Source organism: Paenibacillus typhae (assembly GCF_900099765.1).
Lineage (GTDB): Bacteria > Bacillota > Bacilli > Paenibacillales > Paenibacillaceae > Paenibacillus_AQ > Paenibacillus_AQ typhae.
Genome location: NZ_FNDX01000012.1, coordinates 26698 through 48984, shown reverse-complemented (window position 1 = coordinate 48984; position 22287 = coordinate 26698). Strand labels below are relative to the sequence as shown.

14 protein-coding genes are annotated in these 22287 nt (G+C 52.3%); 4 read left to right on the top strand and 10 right to left on the bottom strand.

Annotation, left to right across the window (positions count from 1 at the left end):
- Positions 1-159: 159 nt before the first annotated feature.
- The 3 genes from BLR64_RS12860 to BLR64_RS12850 form a co-directional block, all read right to left on the bottom strand.
- A complete protein-coding gene (locus BLR64_RS12860) occupies positions 160-1254 on the bottom strand; it encodes a Gfo/Idh/MocA family protein (protein ID WP_090714657.1) in 1095 nt (364 codons plus the stop codon).
- Positions 1255-1523: 269 nt separating this feature from the next.
- Positions 1524-2234 carry a DNA alkylation repair protein gene (locus tag BLR64_RS12855; RefSeq protein WP_090714655.1) on the bottom strand — a complete coding sequence of 237 codons (711 nt, stop codon included), beginning with the start codon at positions 2232-2234 and terminating at the stop codon, positions 1524-1526.
- A gap of 483 nt (positions 2235-2717) precedes the next feature.
- Positions 2718-3626 carry an ArsR/SmtB family transcription factor gene (locus tag BLR64_RS12850; RefSeq protein ID WP_090714653.1) on the bottom strand — a complete coding sequence of 303 codons (909 nt, stop codon included), beginning with the start codon at positions 3624-3626 and terminating at the stop codon, positions 2718-2720.
- A 171-nt stretch (positions 3627-3797) separates the two neighbouring features.
- Between BLR64_RS12850 and BLR64_RS12845 the strand changes: the two genes are divergently transcribed.
- Positions 3798-5294 carry a glycoside hydrolase family 43 protein gene (locus BLR64_RS12845; RefSeq protein ID WP_090714651.1) on the top strand — a complete coding sequence of 499 codons (1497 nt, stop codon included), beginning with the start codon at positions 3798-3800 and terminating at the stop codon, positions 5292-5294.
- A gap of 105 nt (positions 5295-5399) precedes the next feature.
- Here BLR64_RS12845 and BLR64_RS12840 read toward each other — a convergent pair whose 3' ends face one another.
- On the bottom strand, positions 5400-6485 hold the full coding sequence (locus tag BLR64_RS12840) for an HD-GYP domain-containing protein (RefSeq protein WP_090714650.1): 1086 nt from the start codon (positions 6483-6485) through the stop codon (positions 5400-5402).
- Between the two features lie 608 nt (positions 6486-7093).
- Here BLR64_RS12840 and BLR64_RS12835 point away from each other — a divergent pair.
- Entirely contained in the window at positions 7094-10627 is a 3534-nt protein-coding gene (locus BLR64_RS12835) for a M14 family metallopeptidase (RefSeq protein ID WP_244157689.1), read from the top strand.
- Between the two features lie 382 nt (positions 10628-11009).
- On the opposite strand, the gene BLR64_RS12830 is transcribed toward BLR64_RS12835, so the two are convergent.
- The 4 genes from BLR64_RS12830 to BLR64_RS12815 all read right to left on the bottom strand — a co-directional run bounded on the left by BLR64_RS12830 (position 11010) and on the right by BLR64_RS12815 (position 17782).
- Positions 11010-11966, bottom strand: coding sequence for a glycoside hydrolase family 43 protein (locus BLR64_RS12830; protein WP_090714646.1), 957 nt, complete (start codon positions 11964-11966; stop codon positions 11010-11012).
- Between the two features lie 55 nt (positions 11967-12021).
- Positions 12022-13836 carry a glycoside hydrolase family 43 protein gene (locus tag BLR64_RS12825; RefSeq protein ID WP_090714645.1) on the bottom strand — a complete coding sequence of 605 codons (1815 nt, stop codon included), beginning with the start codon at positions 13834-13836 and terminating at the stop codon, positions 12022-12024.
- Between the two features lie 63 nt (positions 13837-13899).
- Positions 13900-16284, bottom strand: a complete 2385-nt coding sequence (locus BLR64_RS12820) for an alpha-L-arabinofuranosidase C-terminal domain-containing protein (RefSeq protein WP_090714643.1) — start codon at positions 16282-16284, stop codon at positions 13900-13902.
- Positions 16285-16594: 310 nt separating this feature from the next.
- Positions 16595-17782, bottom strand: coding sequence for a sensor histidine kinase (locus tag BLR64_RS12815; protein ID WP_090714642.1), 1188 nt, complete (start codon positions 17780-17782; stop codon positions 16595-16597).
- A gap of 208 nt (positions 17783-17990) precedes the next feature.
- Between BLR64_RS12815 and BLR64_RS12810 the strand changes: the two genes are divergently transcribed.
- On the top strand, positions 17991-18884 hold the full coding sequence (locus BLR64_RS12810; RefSeq protein ID WP_090714640.1) for an AraC family transcriptional regulator: 894 nt from the start codon (positions 17991-17993) through the stop codon (positions 18882-18884).
- 20 nt (positions 18885-18904) lie between these two features.
- Here BLR64_RS12810 and BLR64_RS12805 read toward each other — a convergent pair whose 3' ends face one another.
- Together BLR64_RS12805 and BLR64_RS12800 are read right to left on the bottom strand one after the other, a co-directional pair.
- Positions 18905-21292: a glycoside hydrolase family 95 protein gene (locus tag BLR64_RS12805; protein WP_090714639.1), complete on the bottom strand. Its 2388-nt coding sequence runs from the start codon at positions 21290-21292 to the stop codon at positions 18905-18907.
- 115 nt (positions 21293-21407) lie between these two features.
- The gene (locus BLR64_RS12800; RefSeq protein ID WP_090714638.1) at positions 21408-21629 is read right to left on the bottom strand and encodes a hypothetical protein; all 222 of its coding nucleotides are present in this window, start codon (positions 21627-21629) and stop codon (positions 21408-21410) included.
- Between the two features lie 98 nt (positions 21630-21727).
- Here BLR64_RS12800 and BLR64_RS12795 point away from each other — a divergent pair, with 98 nt between their 5' ends.
- Positions 21728-22285 (top strand): AAA family ATPase, encoded by a 558-nt coding sequence (locus BLR64_RS12795; RefSeq protein ID WP_090714636.1) that lies wholly within the window; start codon positions 21728-21730, stop codon positions 22283-22285.
- Positions 22286-22287 lie beyond the last annotated feature (2 nt).

Sequence of the window (22287 nt, the reverse complement as noted above, 5' to 3'; positions counted from 1 at the left end):
GTAAACCCTTACAATTTCAATTTTGGCTAAAATCCTTTGACGTTCCTCCCGCAGCAGCTCCGGATTTTATTGGACAGCCTGTCTGAAGACCGCCTTTCTCATTCTTGCAGGGCATTCAGACAGGTCATGTAAGAGCTTGAAATCCCTTTGTTGCAATGCTTACAGGAATACAGGTTCACCTGTTTCCGCAGATTTATAAATCGCTTCAAGAATCTGGGTTACAACAAAGGCCTGCTCCGGCTTAACAAGCGGCTCCTTGTCATTCAAAAGCGCATCCAGCCACATCCGGGCTTCCACATCATTGGCTCTGCGGCTCTCTCCGCTAAAGTAAGCCACGCCGCCGCCATCCGACGGAGCTGTCTCAACCAGCTGTCCATGCTGGGCGGTGTTGAATACCACATAACCTTCATCCAGGAACGCTTTTCCGCGCATCTCTGCCCCAGCCTTGGTTCCGCACAGGGTAACCTGCGCTTCCTTGGCATCCAGCACATTTAGCGCCCAGGCCGCCTCGAGATAGATTGTGGCGCCGTTTTCCATTTTGATAAAACCGAATGCGGAATCCTCAACCTCAAAGGTCTCCGGATCCCAGGCACCGAACATATTGCCCATCGGGTTATCCTTAAGCTTCTGATATGTAGATCCTACTACCATTTTCGGCTTATAGTTGTTCATATTCCATAGGGTCAGATCCAGCGCATGCGTACCGATATCAATCAGCGGACCGCCGCCCTGCTTCGATTTATCCGGGAATACCCCCCAGGTCGGAACCGCTTTGCGGCGTACAGCATGGGCTTTGGCAAAATAAATTTCACCAAGCTCATCCTTTTCGCAGGCTTCATGCAGGGCCAGTGAGTCGGTGCGGCAGCGGTTCTGGTAACCGATCGTCAGCTTTTTCCCTGTCCGCTTGGCGGCATCCAGCATCTTCTGCGCCTCTTCCGCGTTAATAGCCATCGGTTTCTCACACATAACATGCTTTCCGGCTTCCAGTGCATCCACAGTGATATAGGAGTGGGAAACATTCGGGGTAAGCACATGAACCACATCTAACGTTTCATCCTTCAGCAGCTCTTTATAATCCGTGTATACGCTTGCATTTTCAGCACCAAAAGTCTTCGCCGCCTGTTCGGCACGTTCAGGAACAATATCACAAAATGCTGCAAGCTCCACCTGATCCGATAGTGCGCTTAGGGCCGGAAAGTGCTTCTGATTAGCAATACCGCCGCAGCCAATAAAACCAAATCTCAGTTTTTTCATAAAAATAAGACCTCCATTTAAAATTTACCAATGTTTAATAATTTATTTTTATTTAATGATTCACAATAAGTAAATCATCTTAGATTGAGATTATCAGAATCCCTTCGGTATTGTCAACTTGTTTTATTTTGTAATATTTGTAGGTCCGGATCCAATGAGCGCCGTTCTGATGTAATTGCGCAGTATATACTATAAGTACATAAAAAAAGACAAGCCGCCGGCTTGTCCCTTTAATAACTTTTCCTATATATCAACCTGTCTGCGAATCCTCAGCATCTCACATGCCGGCGCTTAAACCCCAGCTTCTGCCCTTTTTCCATCGCCTTCTCAATATTCGCATAGGCATGAATGTGCTTGCTCTTCCCTTTGCCGTCCCCAACTTCTACCGGCCCTACCTCCTTGGCTGTTGCAACAGCCTGCTCATGAAGCGGTACATAAGATATGCTCACTGTGTAAAGAAAGTTATTCATGGAATATTTGGTCCGTTCGGGCGCATCGTGAATCGTATTCTTCACCAGCTCCAGCATGCCGGCCAGCTTGTCCGCATCAAATTCCGCGTCCTTCCGGTTGCCGAGCAGCCAGCAGTAACAGCTCCAGCCCGCCGACATCCGCAGGTCCTCACCGCTGGCAATCCATTTATCAGCCACCTGCTGGGCAATATCCGCCTCCGCCAGCGTCACCGCCACCACAAAATCGGACAGCATATAGAAGTAGGCATCATCCATCCACCGGTCATAATCAGCTTCGGTCATGCCATTCGGATCGGCAATGATTCCGGCAAAATACATGGCGTCATAGTTACCTGTAGCATACAGCTGCTCGGCCAGCTCCTGATTAATCCCGGTCTGCTTGAAAATCGGCTTCATCGCGCCGGTCGCCACTCCGAACAGCGGCTCCTGTGCACCGTTCGAGCAGTACATTTTCTTCGTGCGTTCCTTGCCGAGGGCTTCGAGCTCCTGCATTACCGTTTCTGCATTCATCCATAACACGTCCTTAGCTTTAGATATTGAAAGTGTACTTCACAGCCGTCCTGGCGGCAAGTGAGGCTGTTAGGGGAGCAGCCGGTTATCAGTTGCGCTTGTAGGGTGCCGGGTGCGCTTGTCGGGTGTCGGGTGCGCTTGTCGGGTGTCGGGTGCGGTTATCGGGTGTCGGGTGCGCTTGTCGGGTGAATTTCGTAGGGGGTGGTCTCCACGATTAGTTGGATTTTCGCCACCTAATTCCGTCATACTCCAGGATTTTTGATATTTAGTTGAAAAATCGCCATTTAAATTCAACCAGAAAGCCCCTTTAGAGCAAAAACGGCAAGATTAAGTTGCCTTTTTCCACCTAATTATCTTTTCCCGGTAAATTGTCCGGAAATAGTTGGCAATTTTCCACTTAGTTCATTCATTTAGCTCCTGAAGAATCATCCAGCACTCCCAGTACTCTCAGTACTCTCAGTACTCACAGCCCTCTCGGCACTCTCAGTCCTCCAGCTGCACACGGATTACAATGTCCTGGTCGTGATTGCCGAACCCGGCTCCATACAGTGTCAGTCCGCCGACATGGGCGGCCTGCTCGTCGACCGCAAAGCGCAGCGTCCAGAACGGCTCCTGCAGCCGGACGTCATGCACAGTCACCTCCGACATCCGCTCCCCGTCGATCCAGGTGCCTGAAGCGTCAATGCGGATCGTCTTGAGCAGCCCGTACTGGTTCACATTGCGGTGCCACCAGGATGGCGTGTATTTGCCGCGGGCGGCCCGGCCGAAGTCGGCCGGGCTGGTCCAGGTGCCGAGCGGGATGCCGTTGAAGGTGAAGCTGATATCCGACGGCCAGTCATCCTTCAGGCCCGGCGCCTCCGAGGCCAGCTCCGCCGAAATTTCAAGCGCTTCGACCTTCTGGCCGGGGAGCAGATAATTCGGCGTTTTATACTCCACATACCCTTTGCCGAACCACAGGATTGCCGCATTCACCCGCTCGGGGTCGTAAAAGTAACGCGGATCATCCCACACTCCGATCTCCATCTCACGGGTGCCCAGCCCGCAGGTCGGATGCACCTCAAAGGAGGTATAGTGGCCGACGGCAATGCTCTGCTCCCTGATTCTCGCACTGCGGTATGCCGACGGCAGTTCGACCTCGATGTGCTTTTCCTTTAGAAAACACAGCTTGTGCGTCCCTCCGTTCAGCCGTACTCTGCGGCTTCCCAGCAGCCCGGCCTGCTCCAGCTTGCGGATATGCATCGTAACAATCGACGGGCTGAGCTCCAGCCTCGAGGCAATCTCCTTCATGTTCATCTCCTGCCCGGCAAGCAGGCTCATAATCCGCCATCTCACCTCGCTTGCCAGCGCTTCATACAGCGGCAGGTATTTCGGTTCCCCGTTTGCCCTGATCATTGGTGTCATCCATCCTCTGCAACTGAATTCATATATATATTAATTTAATTGATTTAATATTTCTGATCAACCTCAAGGCATTGCAAGATTACTGGCGATATTGTTTAATTTCATTAGTCAGCGCTCATCCCAGATTCATATATATAAGAATTCATAAACGAGGTGGATATTATGATATACAACAATCCGGTCATCAAAGGCTTTTATCCCGACCCCAGCGTCTGCCGGGCAGGAGATACCTATTATCTCGTCTGCAGCTCCTTTCAATTTTTCCCCGGCGTTCCGCTGTTTGAGAGCAAGGATCTGATCAACTGGACGCAAATCGGCCACTGCCTGACCCGGAACAGCCAGGTTCAGCTTGGCGAAGCAGGCAGCTCCGGCGGGGTATTCGCCCCTACGATCCGCTACAACGACGGACGGTTCTATATGACGACTACCAATGATTCGCTGCGCCAGAACTTTTATGTATGGACTGACGATATTTACGGGGAATGGTCGGAGCCGATCTTTGTTGATCAGGGCGGGATCGATCCGGATCTGTATTTTGAAGACGGCCGGGCTTACTTTATGAGCAACGGCCAGGACGACAACGGTGTTGGCGGAGTTGTCCAATGTGAGATTGATATCGCTACCGGACAGAAGCTCTCCCCGAGCCGGACGATCTGGCAGGGTACCGGCGGACGGTATCTGGAAAGTCCGCATATGTACCTTATCAACGGTCGGTATTATCTTATGGCGGCCGAAGGCGGCACCGAGTATGGCCACATGGTCATTTATGCCCGGAGTGAGCAGCTGTCCGGCCCGTTCGAGTCCTATTCGCACAATCCGGTACTGACCAACCGCAATCTGGGCGGCTACGAGCTGCAGGGTGTCGGACACGGTGACCTTATCCAGGACCCTGAGGGCAGTTGGTGGATGCTGCATCTGGGCTTCCGCCAGACCGGCCGCTGGCTGACCTTCCATCACCTGGGACGCGAGGTGTTCCTTACCCCGGCCACTTTTGATGAGGAGGGCTGGTTTACCGCAGGGCACAACGGCACTACACTGAGCAGCTTCGAAACAGACCGTTTTCCTGAAAGCACAGTCCAGGAGGACAAGAAACGCTATACCTTCGGCAACACAAACTGGAACCTCGACTGGTGTTATCTGCGTCACCCGGCGACGGAGAATTACAAGCTGGAGCCTGAAAAGGCAACGTTAACGGGCACCGGGGTTACTTTGGATGTTCCTGCTTCTCCGAGCTTTATCGGTATTCGGCAGAGAGACTTCGACGCGGTCATTTCCTGCAAGGTGAAGCTTACGGGAAGCGGCGAGGCCGGTCTTACATTATACATGGATGAGCTGCACCACTATGATCTGGCGGTTGTCCAAGATCAGGACGGCTGCCGGGTGATTGAGCGGCTGAATATCGGGGATGTCAAATCAGTTGAGCATACCGTTGCCCTAAATGACCAGCAGGAAGCGACGCTGCTTATCAAATCCGCATCTGAACGCTACAGCTTCTTCCTTCAACAGGCGGACGGTTCAGAGCTGCCGCTTGGCACAGCACATACCAAATACCTCTCCTCCGAGGTGGCTGGCGGCTTCACCGGCGTGCTGATCGGACTGTATGCCTGCGGTGAGGGTGCGACCGCTGAATTTACGGAGTTTGCTTGCGAATATAAGTAGAATAATGCGTCGCGTGGTATAGAGAAAGCCCCGCCTGCAGCCTCATGCTGACTGGCGGGGCTTCTTTTAATATGGTCGTTTTTTTCTAACAGACAGAGTGCTCCGTTACCCGATAACATCCCTGATATGCACGAGACTCGTCTTACTTAAATCAAGGAACTCATTTTGCGCCAGGGCAATGAGCGGGCGGGTCGGATAGTTCGAATTAGTCAGCACAATGGTGCCCGTCCGCCCATCCGACAGATGGACCTCGCAGCCAACCTGGCTGGCCAGCAGCGAATCGAGAAACGTCATGCCTATATAAGAGTCAAAGCGGTTATGTATGATACCTTCATGAATATTGTTGATGACTTCAAAAAATTCAACCGCAGGCCGGTGCGGCCGGTCGGAAATCATGGCCATGTAGATGTCTGCCAGGGTAACGATTTTGCTCAGCCGGTCGATCTGGTCCCCTTTGATCCCGTGGGGATAGCCGCTGCCGTCTTCCCGCTCATGATGCTGCAGGGCGACCAGGGCAATACGGGGATCAACACCCGAATTGGACAGCAGCTCATACCCGAGAACCGTATGCTGCTTCATAATCTCGAACTCATGCTTGTCCAGCCTGCCCGGTTTGGCGATCAGCGAGGACGGCAGCCTGACTAGACCGATATCATAGACACAGGCGGCGGTTGCCAGCAGCTCCATTTCTTCATCATCCAGTCCAAGCCGCCGGCCAAGAGATGTAGCGATAACCGCAACCCCTATGCTCTGCTTGTAGCGGTAATCCTCCTGCTCCTTAAGCTCCGAGAACACCTGGAACAAATTGAACCGCTTCGCAGTATCTTTAATGAAAGGAAGAATCTTCTCCTCTACATCGTCAATCGGAACGATCCCGTTGGCCCGCACTAGCCGGTCTATTTCCTGCAGATGCTTCTCCGTGCGCTTGGCCAGTCTGCGTGATTCAATGCTTGAAGGGCGAAGCCTTGCTTCTGCTGCAGTATCCGCTGCTTCCGGACGCTTCTGCCCGTCCTCCCCGGTCTCTTCGACAGCCTCCTCCACAATCCTGAGCTTGATTCTGAAATTCGCCAGCTTGTCGATGTGATTCTGATGCAGAACGGTATCCTTCGAGATTAACAGGATTCCGTCCGTGCTGTAGATATTGCTGTCCAGCTTTTTTCCGATAAAAATATCATATGCCTCAAGCGACATTTATGGACTCGCCCCCGCCTTCCTTCCCTTAATTGCACAGACGTGCCGGATCGCGATGATCATCCATCTGATAGATAGTATTCTAAGCCTTGTTCGGGCAGGTTCAAAGCATTTATTATCGTTGTTTCCGGAAAATGAATCCTAAGTATGAGCTGTTGAACAGTCGGGCCGCCGTAAGTGCATTTAGGACTAATATAAACCCTTTTTTTCTTGGGTCATTGGAAGGATTGCTGTAGGGGAACGGATGCACTCATTTGCACGCTTCTGCACACAAAATCTTCGGATACACAAGCCGCAACAGCTGTGGGCTTTTATATTATTTTCATTTGCAGCAATATAATTTTTAAGCGTTATCATTTTGAAAATATAATTTTTTAGCTTAAATCTATGAAAAAGCTTCCGATTTTAATTAAAATACTATATTATAGTTTTCTATATGTATATTAAAAGTGTTTTATGTATATTAATTCGTCACACGCAATGTGAATATTACATATTCATGGGAGATTTGCCGTACGAATCCATAGGAGGGATGCATAAATCTGCATAAGCAGAATCTACTGCCGTCCGGGCAGCAATCTATCATACAAGACACTGGGAGGTATATGATGACTAAGAAATTTTTATCCTTATTAATCGCGTTAACTCTGACCCTATCCGGAATTATTCCGTCAGCGTATGCCGGAGCAGCCGTTACCGAGGCCCAGCCTCAGGTTCAATCCGCAACGGTATCTGAACAAGTCTATCAGACAGCCCAGGCCACCGCGCAAGCTACTGTATCCGAAGAAGTCTACCAGGCCTCGATGACCGAAGCCAGAACCATGCCGGTTACGCTGACCCTGCCTGAAGGCGTTACAGCAGACCAGCTTAGCTGGACCTTCGGCAGAACTGCGGAAGAGATGAAGCCGCTGGCCGAATGGAAGAAATGGAATAATGATCGAAATGTGAGAGCCTATACGGGAGATCCTTTTGTAAAAGTATCCTATGAGCCTGCTGCAGCTTCTACGGTAACCGCTCTGGTATATTTCGATATGCCTTACGGCGTTAACCTGGCCACAAGCGGCATCCGGACCGAATATGTGAAGCTTGCAGGGGTATACAACCTGACTGCAAAAACGCCTGCCGGTGATGTGCTGGTAGAGCAGCAGGTGGATCTGAACCCGTATGATACCTATCATACATATGATGAGATCAAGCCGGCGATTGACAGAATCACCGCTGACAGCAACAACAAATACGGCCGTTATGTGGAGTACCAGCAGATTGGAACGTCCACACAGGGACGGGCCATCCACTTCTCCATCGTCGCCAAAGACAAAGCGTCCGTAGACCAATATCTGAACGAAACGCTGCCGCTGATGAACAACGACCCTGCCAAGCTGCAGGAAATGATCCGGAGCGGCCAGCTTCAGGATTATAAAGTGCCGATCTGGCTGAACAACATCCACGCGGATGAAGCCAACGGTGTTGACGTTATTATCAAGTTCCTGGAAACCCTGATGACAGAAAAAATTGTCAGCTATGATACAACGGATGACAATGGCAATGTAATTCCGGTAGCCCTTGATATCGACAAGGCGCTGGACAATGTGATTTTCCTGCTTGATTATGTAGAGAATCCGGACGGCCGTGCGCTGAACACACGTGCGACTTCCACCCTGCTAGACCCGAACCGTGACAACTCTTACCAGACACAACCTGAAACTCAGGCGGTTACGGCACAGATTGCCAAATGGACTCCGCTGAGCTTTCTGGATATGCACGGGTTCGTGAGCGGCTTCCTGATTGAGCCTTGTACGCCGCCGCATGACCCGAACATTGAATATGATCTGGTTATGGATAACATGGTTAAACAGGCTAAGGCAATGGGTAATGCTGGTGTTGCCAACACCAAATATGACGTATACCACATTCCTTATCTGGAAGCAAAAGAATTAGCAAAAAATCCGAAGTATCCTGATCCGTACGGCAATGCAACCGGCTGGGACGATGCCTCCCCGGCATACACTGCTGTATATGCGATGCACCAGGGTGCGCTTGGACACACCATCGAAGTGCCTGAGCTGAATGAAGACTCTCTGGATGCCTTCTACTATGCAACACTGGCGGCTACCAGCTATGTACAGGACAACAAGAAAGAACTGTTCCTGAACCAGCTCGAAATCTTCAAACGCGGCATCAACAATGAAGATAACAAAAACGTTGATGAATTTCTGGTAAATGCCAAGTACGAATCAATCGGCCGTGAGCGCGAAACCGAAACAGCAAACTTTTTCCCTGAGTACTATGTACTTCCTGTAGCCAAGCACCTGCAGAAAAACGCGCTGGAAACGTACAAAATGGTGCAATACCTGCTCCGTAACGGTGTAAAAGTGGAACAGACCACTGCAGCGGTAACGGTAGACGGCAACACTTATCCAGCCGGAACTTATGTTGTGAACATGCATCAGGCTAAACGGGGTTATGCCAACCTTGTCCTGTATGATGGACTGGATGTATCCGACTTCGACGCCATGTATTCCGATACCGTACAGAACTTCGCAGATATGCGCGGATTTGACCGTTACATCAGCCGCAGCGCTGGAGCCTTCACCGGCAAAACTGCGCAAGTCAGCAGCATCGTAATTCCGGTAACGAACCTGGATCAGTATCCGTTCTCGCAAAATTATGTAATCCGCAACAGCAACAATGATGCAATCAAAGCGGTTAACGAGCTGCTCGCGAACAAAAAAGCGGTAACGCTGCTCGAAAACGGCGGTGCCGGCTATGAAATAGGCAGCTTCCTGGTATCCAGATCAAATCTGCGGACCGTAGCCTCCAAATACCTGCTGGACATTGTGCCGTTCTATTCAGGCGACAAAACAGGCAAGCTGCTGAAGCCGGCTAATGTAGCCATTGCCGGAGCGCCTTCCTTCATCCTGTCCGACCTGGGCTTCAAGGTTACTTCTGACACAGTTGCAGCGGACGTGCTGGTTAACTCCGGTACGAACCTGATCGCCAGCGGTAAACCGTTTATCGGTTATGGCCGTCCTATGCTGAGCACAATTAAGTCTCTGAATGTCCTTCCGGGTCTTAACTACGCTAACCCGGTCAACAAAGCAAAGAATGCCGCAGCGCATGAAGGCTTGTTCAAAGCAACCATTTCACAGGATAGCCTGATTACTGCTCCTTATGAAGAAAGTGAATACCTGTACACTGTATCTGCAGCCTATATCACAGCTGTTCCGGAAGGCGCTGAAATCCTGGCGAAATACGGAACCAGTGATGACTTCTTCAAAGCCGGCTGGTGGCCGAACAATGATGCTGCCAAAGATCAGGTACTGGCTCTGGATTACCAGACGGACAGCATTCATGTAACCTTGTTCGCCAACGATCTGCTGAATAAATATCACCCGCAGAACCAATTCAGATTGCTGGCTAATGCCATCTACGCTTCGTCTCCGGCAGCTACAGAAGCTGACGGCATGGACCCAGGCGTACTGGAATCCGAGCCTGTAACGGGGGGACCAGCTCCAGCTGCAACTCCGGCACCGACTGCAACACCAGCTCCAACGGCAACACCACAGCCGACAGCAACACCTGCTCCGGCTGGCAGCTTCACAGATCTGGGTAAGGTAACCTGGGCTGCATCTGCAATTGAAGAATTAAGCGCTAAAGGCATTATTAACGGCGTAGGCAACGGCAGCTTCGCACCGCTCAAGGAAGTTACCCGTGCCGAATTCATCACGATGATCGTCCGTGCTTTCGCTCTGCCGCTTGAGAATGCATCGGCTGACTTCACTGATGTGGCAGCAACCAACTGGGCATACAGCTACGTTGCCGCCGGTGTCAGCAATGGTCTGGTGAATGGCGTAGGCAACGGCAAATTCGAGCCTAACCGTTCCATTACCCGTGAAGAGATGGCTATCATTGCTGCCAATGCCCTGACGAAGTTCAAAGGTAAATCGGTAAGCAATGCCGATGCTGCCCTTGCAGGCTTCAAGGACAAAGCAAACATCGCTTCCTACGGTAAAGACGCTGTAGCGCTGCTTACCCAGGAAGGAATTGTGAAAGGGATGACCGCCGACACCTTTGCGCCAAAAGGCATTGCCAACCGCGCTCAGGCTGCTGTCATCATCAGCAACATCCTCAATCTGCAATAATCCGTTTATAAAAGCTTACAAAAGGATGCCCCACGGCCGTTACGGCTGAGGGGCATCCTTGTTTTAATTTATATAGTTGGATTTTAGCTACTTAATTCTTGTATTCCTCGGAGTATACGGCCATTAGGTGGAAAAGAGACATCTATTTCGGGCTACTTATCGCAATAGGGGCATTTAGAGCGAATTTAGGTGGCGTTTTTCCAATTAGATTCCCGATAACCAGGTTTAGCGTAAAATTAGATGCCGAATTTCTACTTATTCCGGATTAACCCCCTCCCCGACAAATCTGTACCCGTAAATTTGACAGATAATCTGAACGGAAACGAAATGAACCGTATCATACCGGTGAGTTCCCCCGGTATGATACGGTTCATTCGTTTATTTAGAGCTCCAGTTCTTTGCCGTCCGGTACCGGCAGGCCGAATACCGGCAGACCCTGCTCATCCCACCCTACCGGCTGGACACGGGCATGACGGTTTGGATCAAACAGGGGATCGCCTGTAATCTCCTTATAGTTTCTGGCATGATAGACGATCAGCTCCTGCGATCCGTCAGCCGATACCGTAAAGCTGTTATGCCCGGGACCATACTGGCCGGTCTCCTCGCTTGAAGTGAAGACGGGAACCGGGGATTTGGTCCAAGAGCCGGCATCCAGCAAATCACTGTCAGCTGCTGCCGTCAGCATTCCCATGCAGTAATTATGGTTGGTGGCGCTGGCAGAATAGGTCAGGAAGATCCTTCCGTTCTTTTTCAGAATCGCCGCCCCTTCATTGACCCTGTAGCCGATTACTTCCCAGTCATACTCCGGCCGGGTAAGTACCGTCTGTCCGCCTTCCAGCGTCCACGGGTTGGCCATCTTCGAGATGAACAGGCTGGAATTGCCCTGGACCGACGGGTCCTCCTGGGCCCACACCAGATACCGCGCTCCCGCATGCTCAAAGGTTGTAGCATCCAGCGAGAAGGTATCCCAGGCGGTATAAATCCGGCCCTTCTCTTCCCAGCTTCCCGTAAGCGGATTGTCCGATCCGTTCTCCAATACATACAGACGCTGTGCAAAAGGCGCATCGTCGCTGCCTGCGGAGAAATACACATACCATTTGCCGCCGATAAAATGGATCTCAGGCGCCCACACATAACCGCTCATAATGCCGGTAACATGCTTGGTCCAAATGACAACCGGCTCGCTGCCGGCAAGCCCGCCCAGCGTCTGTGCTCTCCGCAGCTCAATCCGGTCATACTCGGGGACTGAAGCGGTGAAATAATAATAGCCGTCACTATGGCGGTAGATGCAGGGATCTGCCCGCTGCAGGACTAACGGATTGGTAAGGGTCTCTTTCATATCTGGCAACCTCCTGGTTTTATCTGAATTCATAATGGACCTTTGCATCCTGCTTCTAAAGCTTCACCGGCTGCATCAGCCCGTTCCCGCCAAAGCTTAACGGATCTATGCAGGTTTCCCGGTGGATTCCCTTATAGTCGTTGAACCGGGTCAGCGGTGTAACAAACCGGTGATAGGCGATCCAGTACTTTCCGGTATCCTTGTCCATCATAATGGAGTGATGGGCGGTGCCGAGCATATCCTTGTCCTTGTTTTTGCTTAGAACCGTATACTGATAAGTTACCGGCCCGTACAGCTGCTCCGCCGTTCCATAGTTCACATGATAATCTTCGCTGCCTGTATCGTCACAGGACCAGGTGAAATGATACAGCCCGTCCCGTTTGAGCACGGTGACTGCTTCACGGAAGTCATGCAGCCCTTCCAGATTGCGCATGGTGTCTTCAACCACCGTAATCATATCTGCGCCCAGCTCAACAATCGCCGCATGACTGTTTCCGAACAAAAGATATACCTTGCCGTCATCCTCGGCATAAATGGACGGGTCAATCGCCTGCCCCATGACGATTCCCAGCCGCTGCAGCTGCCCCATGGTAATGAGCGGCTCCGGCTGTGCAGTGAACGGTCCGGCAGGAGCATCGGCGACCGCTACACCGATCGCACTCTCACCGTCCGGTTTTTTGCCGCAGAAATAATAGAAATAGCGGCCGTCCTTGCTGGCGATGCACGGAGCCCAGGCGCTGCTGACTGCCCACGGCACATCATCGGTTGCCAGATCCAGAATGACGCCTTCGTCCTTCCACAGCTTCAGATCATCCGAAGAGAAGACATGGAACTGCGTTCCCGACCAGCCGGTAAAGCCGTCTGTTGTCGGATACAGATAGTAACGCTCACCGAACTTGGCCAGATCCGGGTCAGCGAATTGCCCCGGCAGCACCTGATGGCCGTCTCCGAAGGCCTGCAGCAGCAGGCTGGACTCTTCAAAGGTGATCGGCAGCACGCCGCCATGGCGCTTTTTGTTTCTGCCGAGGTCAAACTCATTGTCTTCCAGCACCCGGAACTCGCCGCTGCCGAGGTCAGAGGTTAGAAGCGGCAGATAGCCCTTCCCCTCCGCATAGCGGTCCACGATCAGGCACCACTCCTCACGCCCGTTCAGCTTGAAGATTTCCGGTCCTTCCACGCCCATAATGGCTTCCAGAACAGGAGCGTCTACATAGTGGAAGGCATCCTTATCCAGCGATACGCCTTCCTCTACCCGGATATTCTTCGTTGTCTCATCCTTGGAATAGCGGTAATACTTGCCGCCTGCCTCAATAATTGTAGTATCAATAATATGGTTGTCGCGTTCAATATATTTCTCCGCCGGCCTGAAGGTACGGAAGTCCTTCGTGCGCGAGCTGTAGATTTTGTGCTTCCGGGCGCTTTCCTGCGGCTCCTGTGTAGCGGAAGCCCAGAATACCAGAAATTCATCCGCAGCCTGGTCATAGATGGCTTCCGGAGCCCACACGCAGCCGGCTCCTTCCACCCCGACAGTAACCGGCCAAGGCTCTGACCAGTTCACAAGGTCGGCGGATTCCCAGACGATAATATCACGGCTTCCCTCCTCAACTGCCGCACCCCAGCCCTTGCCGCTGGCAATGCGCAGATCGGTGGCGACCAGATAGAATTTCCCTTCCTTGGGCGAACGGACGATAAAGGGATCTCTGGCCCCCTTTTCCCCCAGCTCTGAACGCAGCACCGGCAGGCCTCCATTCAGATCCTTCCAGTGCAGGCCGTTCTCGCTGTAAGAGAAATAGACCTGTTCCCCATCAGGCTGCTCCCCGATAAAATGAACTAACAGATAACCGGAATACGTTGGTTTCGATTCTGACAAGATGAACCCTCCCTGCGGGATTAATAGATAATGTAATGGCGAAAAGCGGGCCTTTCGTTTGGCTTAAGCCTTCTGTACTCTGAACACAGTAACCGAATGTGCCGGGAACTCATAATCAAAGCTGCCTCCTTCAAAGGCAATCGTCCGGCTGGACGGGCTGACCTTCAGCGGCTCGGCAAAGCTGTTCTCCGCATCCAGCTCCACTCCCGACAGCTCATGGACCTCAGCCTGGTAAGAAGCTGCGGCCAATTCCTGCAGTTCGACTGTAACCGGAAGCGGAGTGTCCAGCACGTTGACCGCCTTGACGATCACATCACCGGTTGCCTCCTCCACACTTGCCGTATAATACAGCGGCTGAATGTCCGGCACACGGTCTTCCGCCGAGTTGATAACAGCCCCGTTTATCGAAGCCGTAATCACGCGGCCGCTGACATGCAGCTCCAGCTCATAATCGGTATCATTCTCTACGGTGAACAGGCTCTGGGTCAGGCAGGAGCCACGCCCGTTAACGACCGCACTCAGCGTGCTGTCCTGGTTCTGCCAACCGCCAAGCTCCCAGTTCAGCCGGTTCTTGATATCCTGCATGCCGAAGAAGATCAGGAAGGCGCGGACGCCGCCTGTTTTGCGGGCAGTCAATCTGAGCGTATAATCACTCCAGTCCGTTTCCCCCAGCAGGAAGGAACGCTGCTCTTCCTCCTTGCTCACAGTGCCTTCCGTATCATTAAGCTCCACATTCGCTTCGATCATCTTCTGCTCACCTGTAAGATTGTTGGTCAGCGTAATGTTGCTGTACGTAACGGCAGATTTCTCGGCAGCCAGGACAATGCTGCCCTTCACCGGCTCCTGAACAGGCTCCGGCTTCTCCGGAAGATTCTCGGCAGCGATTCTCAGGACCCGGTCCCCCTGATGGTTCATAAACAGCTTCTGTACATAATAATTCGGCGTACCGAACACCTCATGGTTATTGAACCAGATCATATCCGGCTTCCAGTTAACATAGTCGACATTGCATAGCATCGGCGCGTAGCAGGCCAGGCCGACAGCATGGGCATTTCGCTCCAGCCGGGTCATGAACGCAGCTTCTACTAGAGCGTTATAGTAGGTATTGCCCCATGAAGCATATTCACCCAGGAACACCTTGGGCTCATCACCCTTGAAACTGTCATACCGGTCCATGTTGGCCAGGAACCACTCCGGGGACTGGTAGTAATGCTCGTCAACCAGATCCGAGCCGTGTTCTCTTGCCGAGGCCCAGCCCCGCTCATATTCGCCGCCGGCAGCAAACGGACCGCTGCTGTTGATTACCTGAATATGAGGATACCGCTCCTTGATCGCCTTATGGAAATACGGATACCGCTCAAAGAACGGCTCGCCGACCTCCTCGTTGCCGATCGCGATGTATTCCAGCCCGAAGGGCTCGGGATGGCCGAGCGAGCTGCGGATTCCGCCCCACTCCGTCGTTGCATCGCCTGTGGCGAATTCAATCAGGTCCAGTGCATCCTGAATCCACGGTCCGAGCTCGTCAAGGGGAACGATCCGCTTGTGGTGGGGATCATAGCCGCCCGGCAGAACAGGAATGGCTTTGGCCCCGATGTCTTCGCAAAACTGGAAGTATTCATAGTAGCCCAGACCCAGCGTCTGATTGTACTGCCAGTTATTCCGTCTCGCCGGGCGTGCAGCAAGCTCCCCGATAGTATTCTTCCAGCGGTACATCGAATTCCGGTCATCCGGGTTCAGCGACCCGTCATGAACAAGGCAGCCGCCGGGGAAACGCATAAATTTCGGCTTCATATCCGCCAGCAGCACGGCAATATCCTCCCGCAGCCCGTTGCGGCGGCCGAGATAGGTCTTCTGTGGGAACAACGATACCAGATCAACCTCAAGACTGCCCTGCCCGCCAGTCAAAATGACCAGCCTGCAGGCATTGTCGGTGCAGCCGGCCGTGAGAACGGCTTCATATTTCTGCCACTGATAAGACTCTACGGTCAGCTCAGCTGAGGCACATACCGCCCCTTTGCTGTCTTCAATGAGGACACGTACCGGTGTGCTGAAGCTGTCACTGCGCCGTGCATAGAGCGAGAACAGGTAATGCTCACCTTCCTTTACCGGAATACCTGTATTGAAGCCGGTATTGGACAGGCCCACACCCTCCCCAGGCTCGATTATCTCAATTACCGCATAGTGCGGGTTTTTGGGATGGAACGGGGATTCGCTCGCGATGCTCAGCTCCGCACGCCCGCCGCCGCGCTCTGCCTTTTCCCAGGCTGTCAAAGCGTGGTAGGAGGGATGATCAATGGGATCAAATTCAAACGAGCGGTTCTGGACCAGCTCCGCATACAATCCCCCGTCGGCGGCATGGTTGAGATCTTCAAAGAAAATGCCGAACAAATCACCCAGCGGGGCTCCCATTTGTTGCGCATACACCTTCAGCTTGGTCTGTTTATCCATTGGTTTGGGTCCTCTCTGCATAAACTTATTTAGTTAATATATTTATTAATATATTTATAATTATAAAAATATTATAGGCAGATGATCTGGAAGGAGTCAATCCATTATTGCTGAATCATAGGAATAAATATCATTATACTGAATCAGAACCCGATATTTAATTAATAAATATATTAACTTAATTTTAAATCTACATATAGAACCATTCCCGCCGGTCGCCTCCTTTCTGCTTCACCTATAACAAAAAGACCCGCCTCCCGGCAGGTCCCCTTCTGCATTCTTATACTCACGCGGCTTATGATGCATCCCCCTATAGACAGGCAGCACACTCGCTGACCAGCGGCAGGCTGACCTTCACACTCGTACCCACGTTTAATTCGGAATTCACCTGGATCTGTCCGCCGTACATTTCGATTAATTGTTTGCAGATGGACAACCCGATACCGGTTCCTTTTTGCTTCGTGGTAAAAAACGGATCAAAGATCCGGTTTAGCCTGTCCTTCGATATACCAGACCCGTTATCGGCAAACACCAGGATAATTTCGTCCGTCTCATCGTGCGTTGTAATGGTAACGTCAATTCGGCCGCTGCAGGCTGTGAAGGCATCGATGCTGTTCTTCAAAATATTCAGAAAGACCTGCTCCAGCTGCGAGGCGCTTCCCAGCGTGCATACCTGTTCTGCAGAATAGTCCAAATTAATAACTATGTTATCATTGAAAATAAGCGGATTCACGATATTCACAACCCGGTGTATAACTTCAATTACATTAAAAATTTCACCCTCTCTTTGCAGGCTGTCACCCTTACGGGAGAGCACAAGAAAATCCGTGACCAGTTTGTTTAGGTTGTCAATCTCCTTAATCGTAATATCCAGATAGGTTCTTAATTCTGCAGCCTGGATCTCGGGTTCATTTAGCCGGTTGCGGATAAGCTGGGCGAAGCCCTTAATAGAAGCCAGCGGATTGCGGATTTCATGTGCCATTCCTGCCGCCATCTGTCCCATTACTGCTATTTTTTGCTCATGCAGGGTGTCAATTTCCTCATTTTTGTTAGACAAATAGCCTTGGGCGAAGCCGGTAAACCGGACCCAATTGCATTCCATCAGACGGCCGTTAAAAAACAGCCGGTTCACGGAGTTATCGACCTTCTCCTCGATAATCCCGAACATGATGTTCTGGGCTGTCAGATTCAGATCCTTGCTGAGTTCCAGCATCATATCAAAGTGCTCGCCGATGATGTCGGCAAGGAAGATCCCCTGCTGGACACCCTCCCTGTGTAAATTATCCAGAAATTGTCTATATTCATCGGCGTTCATGTGCAAGGCCTCTATTATATGTAATAAAATCATAGTAAAGCTAGAATCCAGCAGCTCCTTATTCGTTTCAATAAACGAGGCAAAACCGCTATTCTTCCCCCTTATGGACTGATAATGACAGTCCAGAATAACCGGGACCGATAACGTTAATGATGCGCGCAAATCAACTTCACTGTATGCCATTACTGTCCTCCCTTTACATTAGCAGCTATATATATTCAAAAGAGCCCCCTAAACGCTTTGCCTATATAAATATTCTCTATCTGAACTGTACGCTGACCCGCCCCTTTTGTAAATAATGGATTACGGAAAGTCCCGGAACCCCGGGATACCTATCAAATAATGGCTGAATTCCGGCAATGCATGCTAAAATCATCTGAGAGAATTCAGGATGTCCACTGCTTACGGAACGGAGAGTATGAATGTGAACAATCAGCAATTAACCCGCATGTATTTGGAGAATCTGGAGGTACACGTAACGGCCGCAGGATACAATCAGGTGTGGACTGACTGGCGGGAGCTGGATTACACACCCGACTACAACAAGTTTTACCTGATATGTGAAGGGGAGGGCTGGCTGAAAATCGGCGATGCCGAGTTCAGTCCGCAGCCCGGGGAATGGTTCCTGATGCCGCAGGGCGTCAAGCAGTCCTTTTCTTATACCTCCGGGCTCCGGTACACGAAGTACTGGTGCCATTTTACCGCGCGGATCGGAGAACGCAATCTGTTTGATCTGCTGCAGACGCCGCTTTGGATCGACACGGAGCAGGACAGCGGGCCAATTGAGCTTTTCCGTGAACTGCTGAAGCACCACAAGGATTCTGCTCTCACCGGTCCGCTGCTCGTCAAATCCGCCATGCTAAAGCTTATAGCCCACTACCTGGAACGGAGTGCTGTAACCCCGCAAGGCCTCAGGCCGGCAGCGGTATCTGAGCCGCTTCAGCAGGTCATCTCGCATATTCAGCGCTGCTATCACCGGAATCTGACCATAGAAGAGCTGGCTGAGCTGGCGCACCTGCAGCCTAATTACTTTATCCGTGTGTTCAAACGGCAGTTCGGGACCTCCCCGATTCAATATATCAATAAAAAAAGACTCGAGGAAGCCAAGCTGCTGCTTGCAACGACGAATCTTCTGCTGTCGGAAATCGGCGACAGGGTAGGCATACCCGACATCTCCTATTTATCCAGAACCTTCAAGGCGTTTACCGGCTTCTCGCCCTCAGCCTACCGGCTGGCCTTCAGCCCGGAACAGCTGCCGGTAAACGCCAAAAAACCTCAGCAATGAGGTTTTTTGGGTTGAATAGACTATTCCTGTACGGTGAGGATATACCGCTTGCCGGCTTCAACCGGAAACTCGGCAATCCCATCCTTTACCGTAACATTTCCCACTCCGGTTCCGGCTTCGCTGATCTGAATCTGCTGACCGGCCAGTACCCGGCAGGTTTGTGTGCGGGAAGCTGTAACAACTGCCCCCGACAAGCTTCCGTTGCTCCAGTCTATATCCACTTCATAGCCCCCTCTGGCCCGCAGTCCTTTCACGTATCCTTCCGGCCAGGAGTCCGGCAGCGCCGGCAGCAGCTCAAGGAATCCCTGATGGGACTGCAGCAGCATCTCGGCAATGCCTGAAGTGGCGGCAAAATTGCCGTCAATCTGAAACGGCGGATGAGCGTCGAACAAATTGGCGTATACACCGCCCTCAGCGGCCCGTTGACGCACCGTCTCATTTTCCCTGACAAGGGTGAGCAGGTTAGAAATCAGCCGCTCCGCCCGGTTGCCGTCCTTGAAGCGGGCCCACAGGCTGATTTTCCAGCCCAGGCTCCAGCCTGTTCCGCCGTCTCCCCGGATCTCCAGCGAGGTTCTGGCTGCCCGGAACAGCTCAGGCGCTGACTGCTCCGAGATCAGCCGGCCCGGATATACACCAACCAGATGGGAGACGTGGCGGTGATGAATGTCCTCCTCCGGATAATCCTCAGACCATTCCTGCAGCCTGCCCTGCCGGTCAACGCGCAGAGGCAGCATGCGCTCCTTCGCACGCGCCAGGGTCCCGGCGAATTCCTCATCCGTCTGCAGGAGTTCCGCTGATTCCATACAGTTGCTGAACAGTTCGGCAATCAGTGACAAATCCATCGTTGCGGCTGCACTGACTGCATGCAGGCCGCCTCCGGCAGCGAATTTATGCTCCGGTGAGGTGGAAGGTGACGTTATCAGCTCTCCAGCCTCATTCTCAATCAGCCAGTCCAGGCAGAACAGCGCCGCATCCTTCATCACCGGATACGCGGTCTCACGCAGAAAATCCGTATCTCCGCTGAAAAGATAATGCTCCCATACATGCTGGGTCAGCCAGACCGCGCCCATAGGCCAGAACGCCCACACCGGATCACCGTCACCGTAAGCGCCTGCCGGGCCCGTCTGGGCCCACAGGTCGGAATTGTGATGGGCAACCCAGCCTCTGGCGCCGTAGTTAACCTCGGCAGTCTTCCGGCCGTTGACCGCCAGAGCGCCGATATAATCAATGAACGGCTCATGCAGCTCGGGCAGATTGCACACCTCGGCCGGCCAGTAGTTCATTTCGGCATTGATGTTCAGCGTATAGTTGGAGCTCCACGGAGCACGGGTCTCCTGGTTCCAGATCCCCTGCAGGTTCGCTGGCTGGGTTCCCGGCCGGGAGCTGGCGATAAGCAGATATCTGCCGTAATGAAACAGCAGCTCCACCAGCCCCGGATCACTGCTTCCGTATTCGGCGATCCGCTGGTCTGTCGGCAGATCAGCAGGAGCTTTGCTTGGCCCGAGATGCAGCTTCACTCTGTCAAAAAGCGGGCGGTGATCCTGCAGATGATCCTGCAGAACCGCAGCGTATTCCCTGCTGCCGGCCGCCTGAATAATCCGGGCGGTCACCTCTCCGGGAATACGCTCCGGGCTGCTTGCCCTGAGCAGCGGATCGAAGCTTGTCGCTGCGCTGAAGTACAGCGTGGCCGAGGTCGCCCCGCTGATATGCAGCCCTTCTACTCCTGCATGCAGGCTTCCGCCCTCATGTATGACGGCAAGCCTTCCCTGGAATTGCAGCCCCCGGGAGGCTCCGGAATCCCCGTAACGGACCGGCTCGGCAGACGCATAATAATTCGGGTCCACATGCTCGGGAGCATGGCCGGAGATAGTGAACTGCTCCTGCTCCAGCCGGATGCTGTGGCGGAGCGGGCTGTCCAGCCTGGCAAGGAAGCTCAGAGCGCCTTCCCTGCTGGCCGTCAGCCTGACGGCTATGACCTGATCAGGATGTGAGGCAAACACCTCGCGCGCGTACTGCACACCTCCGATCCCGTATTGTACGCTGACCACGCCGGCTGAAAGATCCAGCTTCCGGCTGTAGCTTCCCCGCTCTACGGATTGCCCGTGCTCCATCGTAATATTCAGGTCCCCCAGCGGCAGGTAGGACTGTGTATAAGGTCCCATCATTTGCTTGCTGAGCTGATCCGCCTCCCCATAGCGGCCCTGTGCAATCAGGGATCTTATCTCCGGCAATACTTCCCTGGCTCCCGGGTTGTTCCATTCGCGGGGATAACCTGACCAGAGGGTATCTTCGTTTAAAGCAATCCGTTCCCGTTCAATCCCGCCAAATACCATAGCCCCGAGATTGCCGTTTCCTGCAGGCAGCGCCTCTGTCCAATAGACAGCAGGCGCAGAAAATTGTATATTCACTAGTCAGAACCTCCATTTATCCGGTTGATGATGCTGCTCCTTCCTTCTAATCCTAGCAACCCCGGGCAGCCGGATGAATGTCCGATCCTATCTTTCTTTTGGAGAAAACTATCATTCAATCAGAAAAATGCGTGAAGCCGAACATCCAGATCAGCACACCGAGAATCATCATGGCTATGCCGGCGATTCTGGATAAAATCAGCGGAACGCCTTTTGTATACTTTTTTGTCTCCACTTTATTAGGTGTGGTAATGTTCACGGTCACTTTGCTCTGCACAAGATACAGAAGCCCAAGAATAAACAGCGCCAAGCCTGCCAGCACCCTAAGGATCAGCATTGTGTAACCCCCTCGTTCATTGTCATCACTGCCCATACTGTTCATTACCCTCTAAGCTTGTTATTATGAATCAAAATACTCAAAAGGGGACTTAGATGATGAAGCTGATCATTCTGTTCGGGCCGCAGGCCTCCGGCAAAATGACTATCGGTCATGAGCTGGAAAAGATCACAGAGCTGAAGCTGTTCCACAACCATATGACGATTGAGCTGCTGGTGCCTTTTTTCGGCTTCAGCCCGGAAATGTGGAGGCTCGTCGACAAATTCCGCCAGGACATATTCGAGACGGCAGCCGGCAGCGAACTGTATGGTATGATTTTCACCTACGTATGGGCCTTTGATCTCCAGAACGACTGGGATTACATCGAATCCGTCTGCAGGATAATCGAAGACCGGGGCGGTGAAGTATACCTGGTTGAGCTTGAGACCGCACTTGAGGAGCGGCTGGAACGGAACAAAACACCGCACCGGCTTGAGCATAAGCCCACCAAACGGGATGTCGCCCGCTCCGAGCAGAACCTGCTGCAGACGATGGAACAGCACCGGCTGAATTCTCATGAGGGGGAAATTACCAGGGAGCGTTACTTAAGAATCAACAATACGAGCCTGTCTGCCGCTGAGGTCGCACAGAGAATTAAAGAGAGCTTTCAGCTGTAGTG

Excerpts from the sequence above, each read along its gene's own strand:
- BLR64_RS12860 (WP_090714657.1), bottom strand. The coding sequence starts at position 1,254 with ATGAAAAAACTGAGATTTGGTTTTATTGGCTGCGGCGGTATTGCTAAT.
- BLR64_RS12845 (WP_090714651.1), top strand. The coding sequence starts at position 3,798 with ATGATATACAACAATCCGGTCATCAAAGGCTTTTATCCCGACCCCAGC.
- BLR64_RS12810 (WP_090714640.1), top strand. The coding sequence starts at position 17,991 with ATGTCCACTGCTTACGGAACGGAGAGTATGAATGTGAACAATCAGCAA.
- BLR64_RS12840 (WP_090714650.1), bottom strand. The coding sequence starts at position 6,485 with ATGTCGCTTGAGGCATATGATATTTTTATCGGAAAAAAGCTGGACAGC.
- BLR64_RS12820 (WP_090714643.1), bottom strand. The coding sequence starts at position 16,284 with ATGGATAAACAGACCAAGCTGAAGGTGTATGCGCAACAAATGGGAGCC.
- BLR64_RS12850 (WP_090714653.1), bottom strand. The coding sequence starts at position 3,626 with ATGATCAGGGCAAACGGGGAACCGAAATACCTGCCGCTGTATGAAGCG.
- BLR64_RS12855 (WP_090714655.1), bottom strand. The coding sequence starts at position 2,234 with ATGAATGCAGAAACGGTAATGCAGGAGCTCGAAGCCCTCGGCAAGGAA.
- BLR64_RS12830 (WP_090714646.1), bottom strand. The coding sequence starts at position 11,966 with ATGAAAGAGACCCTTACCAATCCGTTAGTCCTGCAGCGGGCAGATCCC.
- BLR64_RS12800 (WP_090714638.1), bottom strand. The coding sequence starts at position 21,629 with ATGCTGATCCTTAGGGTGCTGGCAGGCTTGGCGCTGTTTATTCTTGGG.
- BLR64_RS12815 (WP_090714642.1), bottom strand. The coding sequence starts at position 17,782 with ATGGCATACAGTGAAGTTGATTTGCGCGCATCATTAACGTTATCGGTC.
- BLR64_RS12795 (WP_090714636.1), top strand. The coding sequence starts at position 21,728 with ATGAAGCTGATCATTCTGTTCGGGCCGCAGGCCTCCGGCAAAATGACT.
- BLR64_RS12835 (WP_244157689.1), top strand. The coding sequence starts at position 7,094 with ATGACTAAGAAATTTTTATCCTTATTAATCGCGTTAACTCTGACCCTA.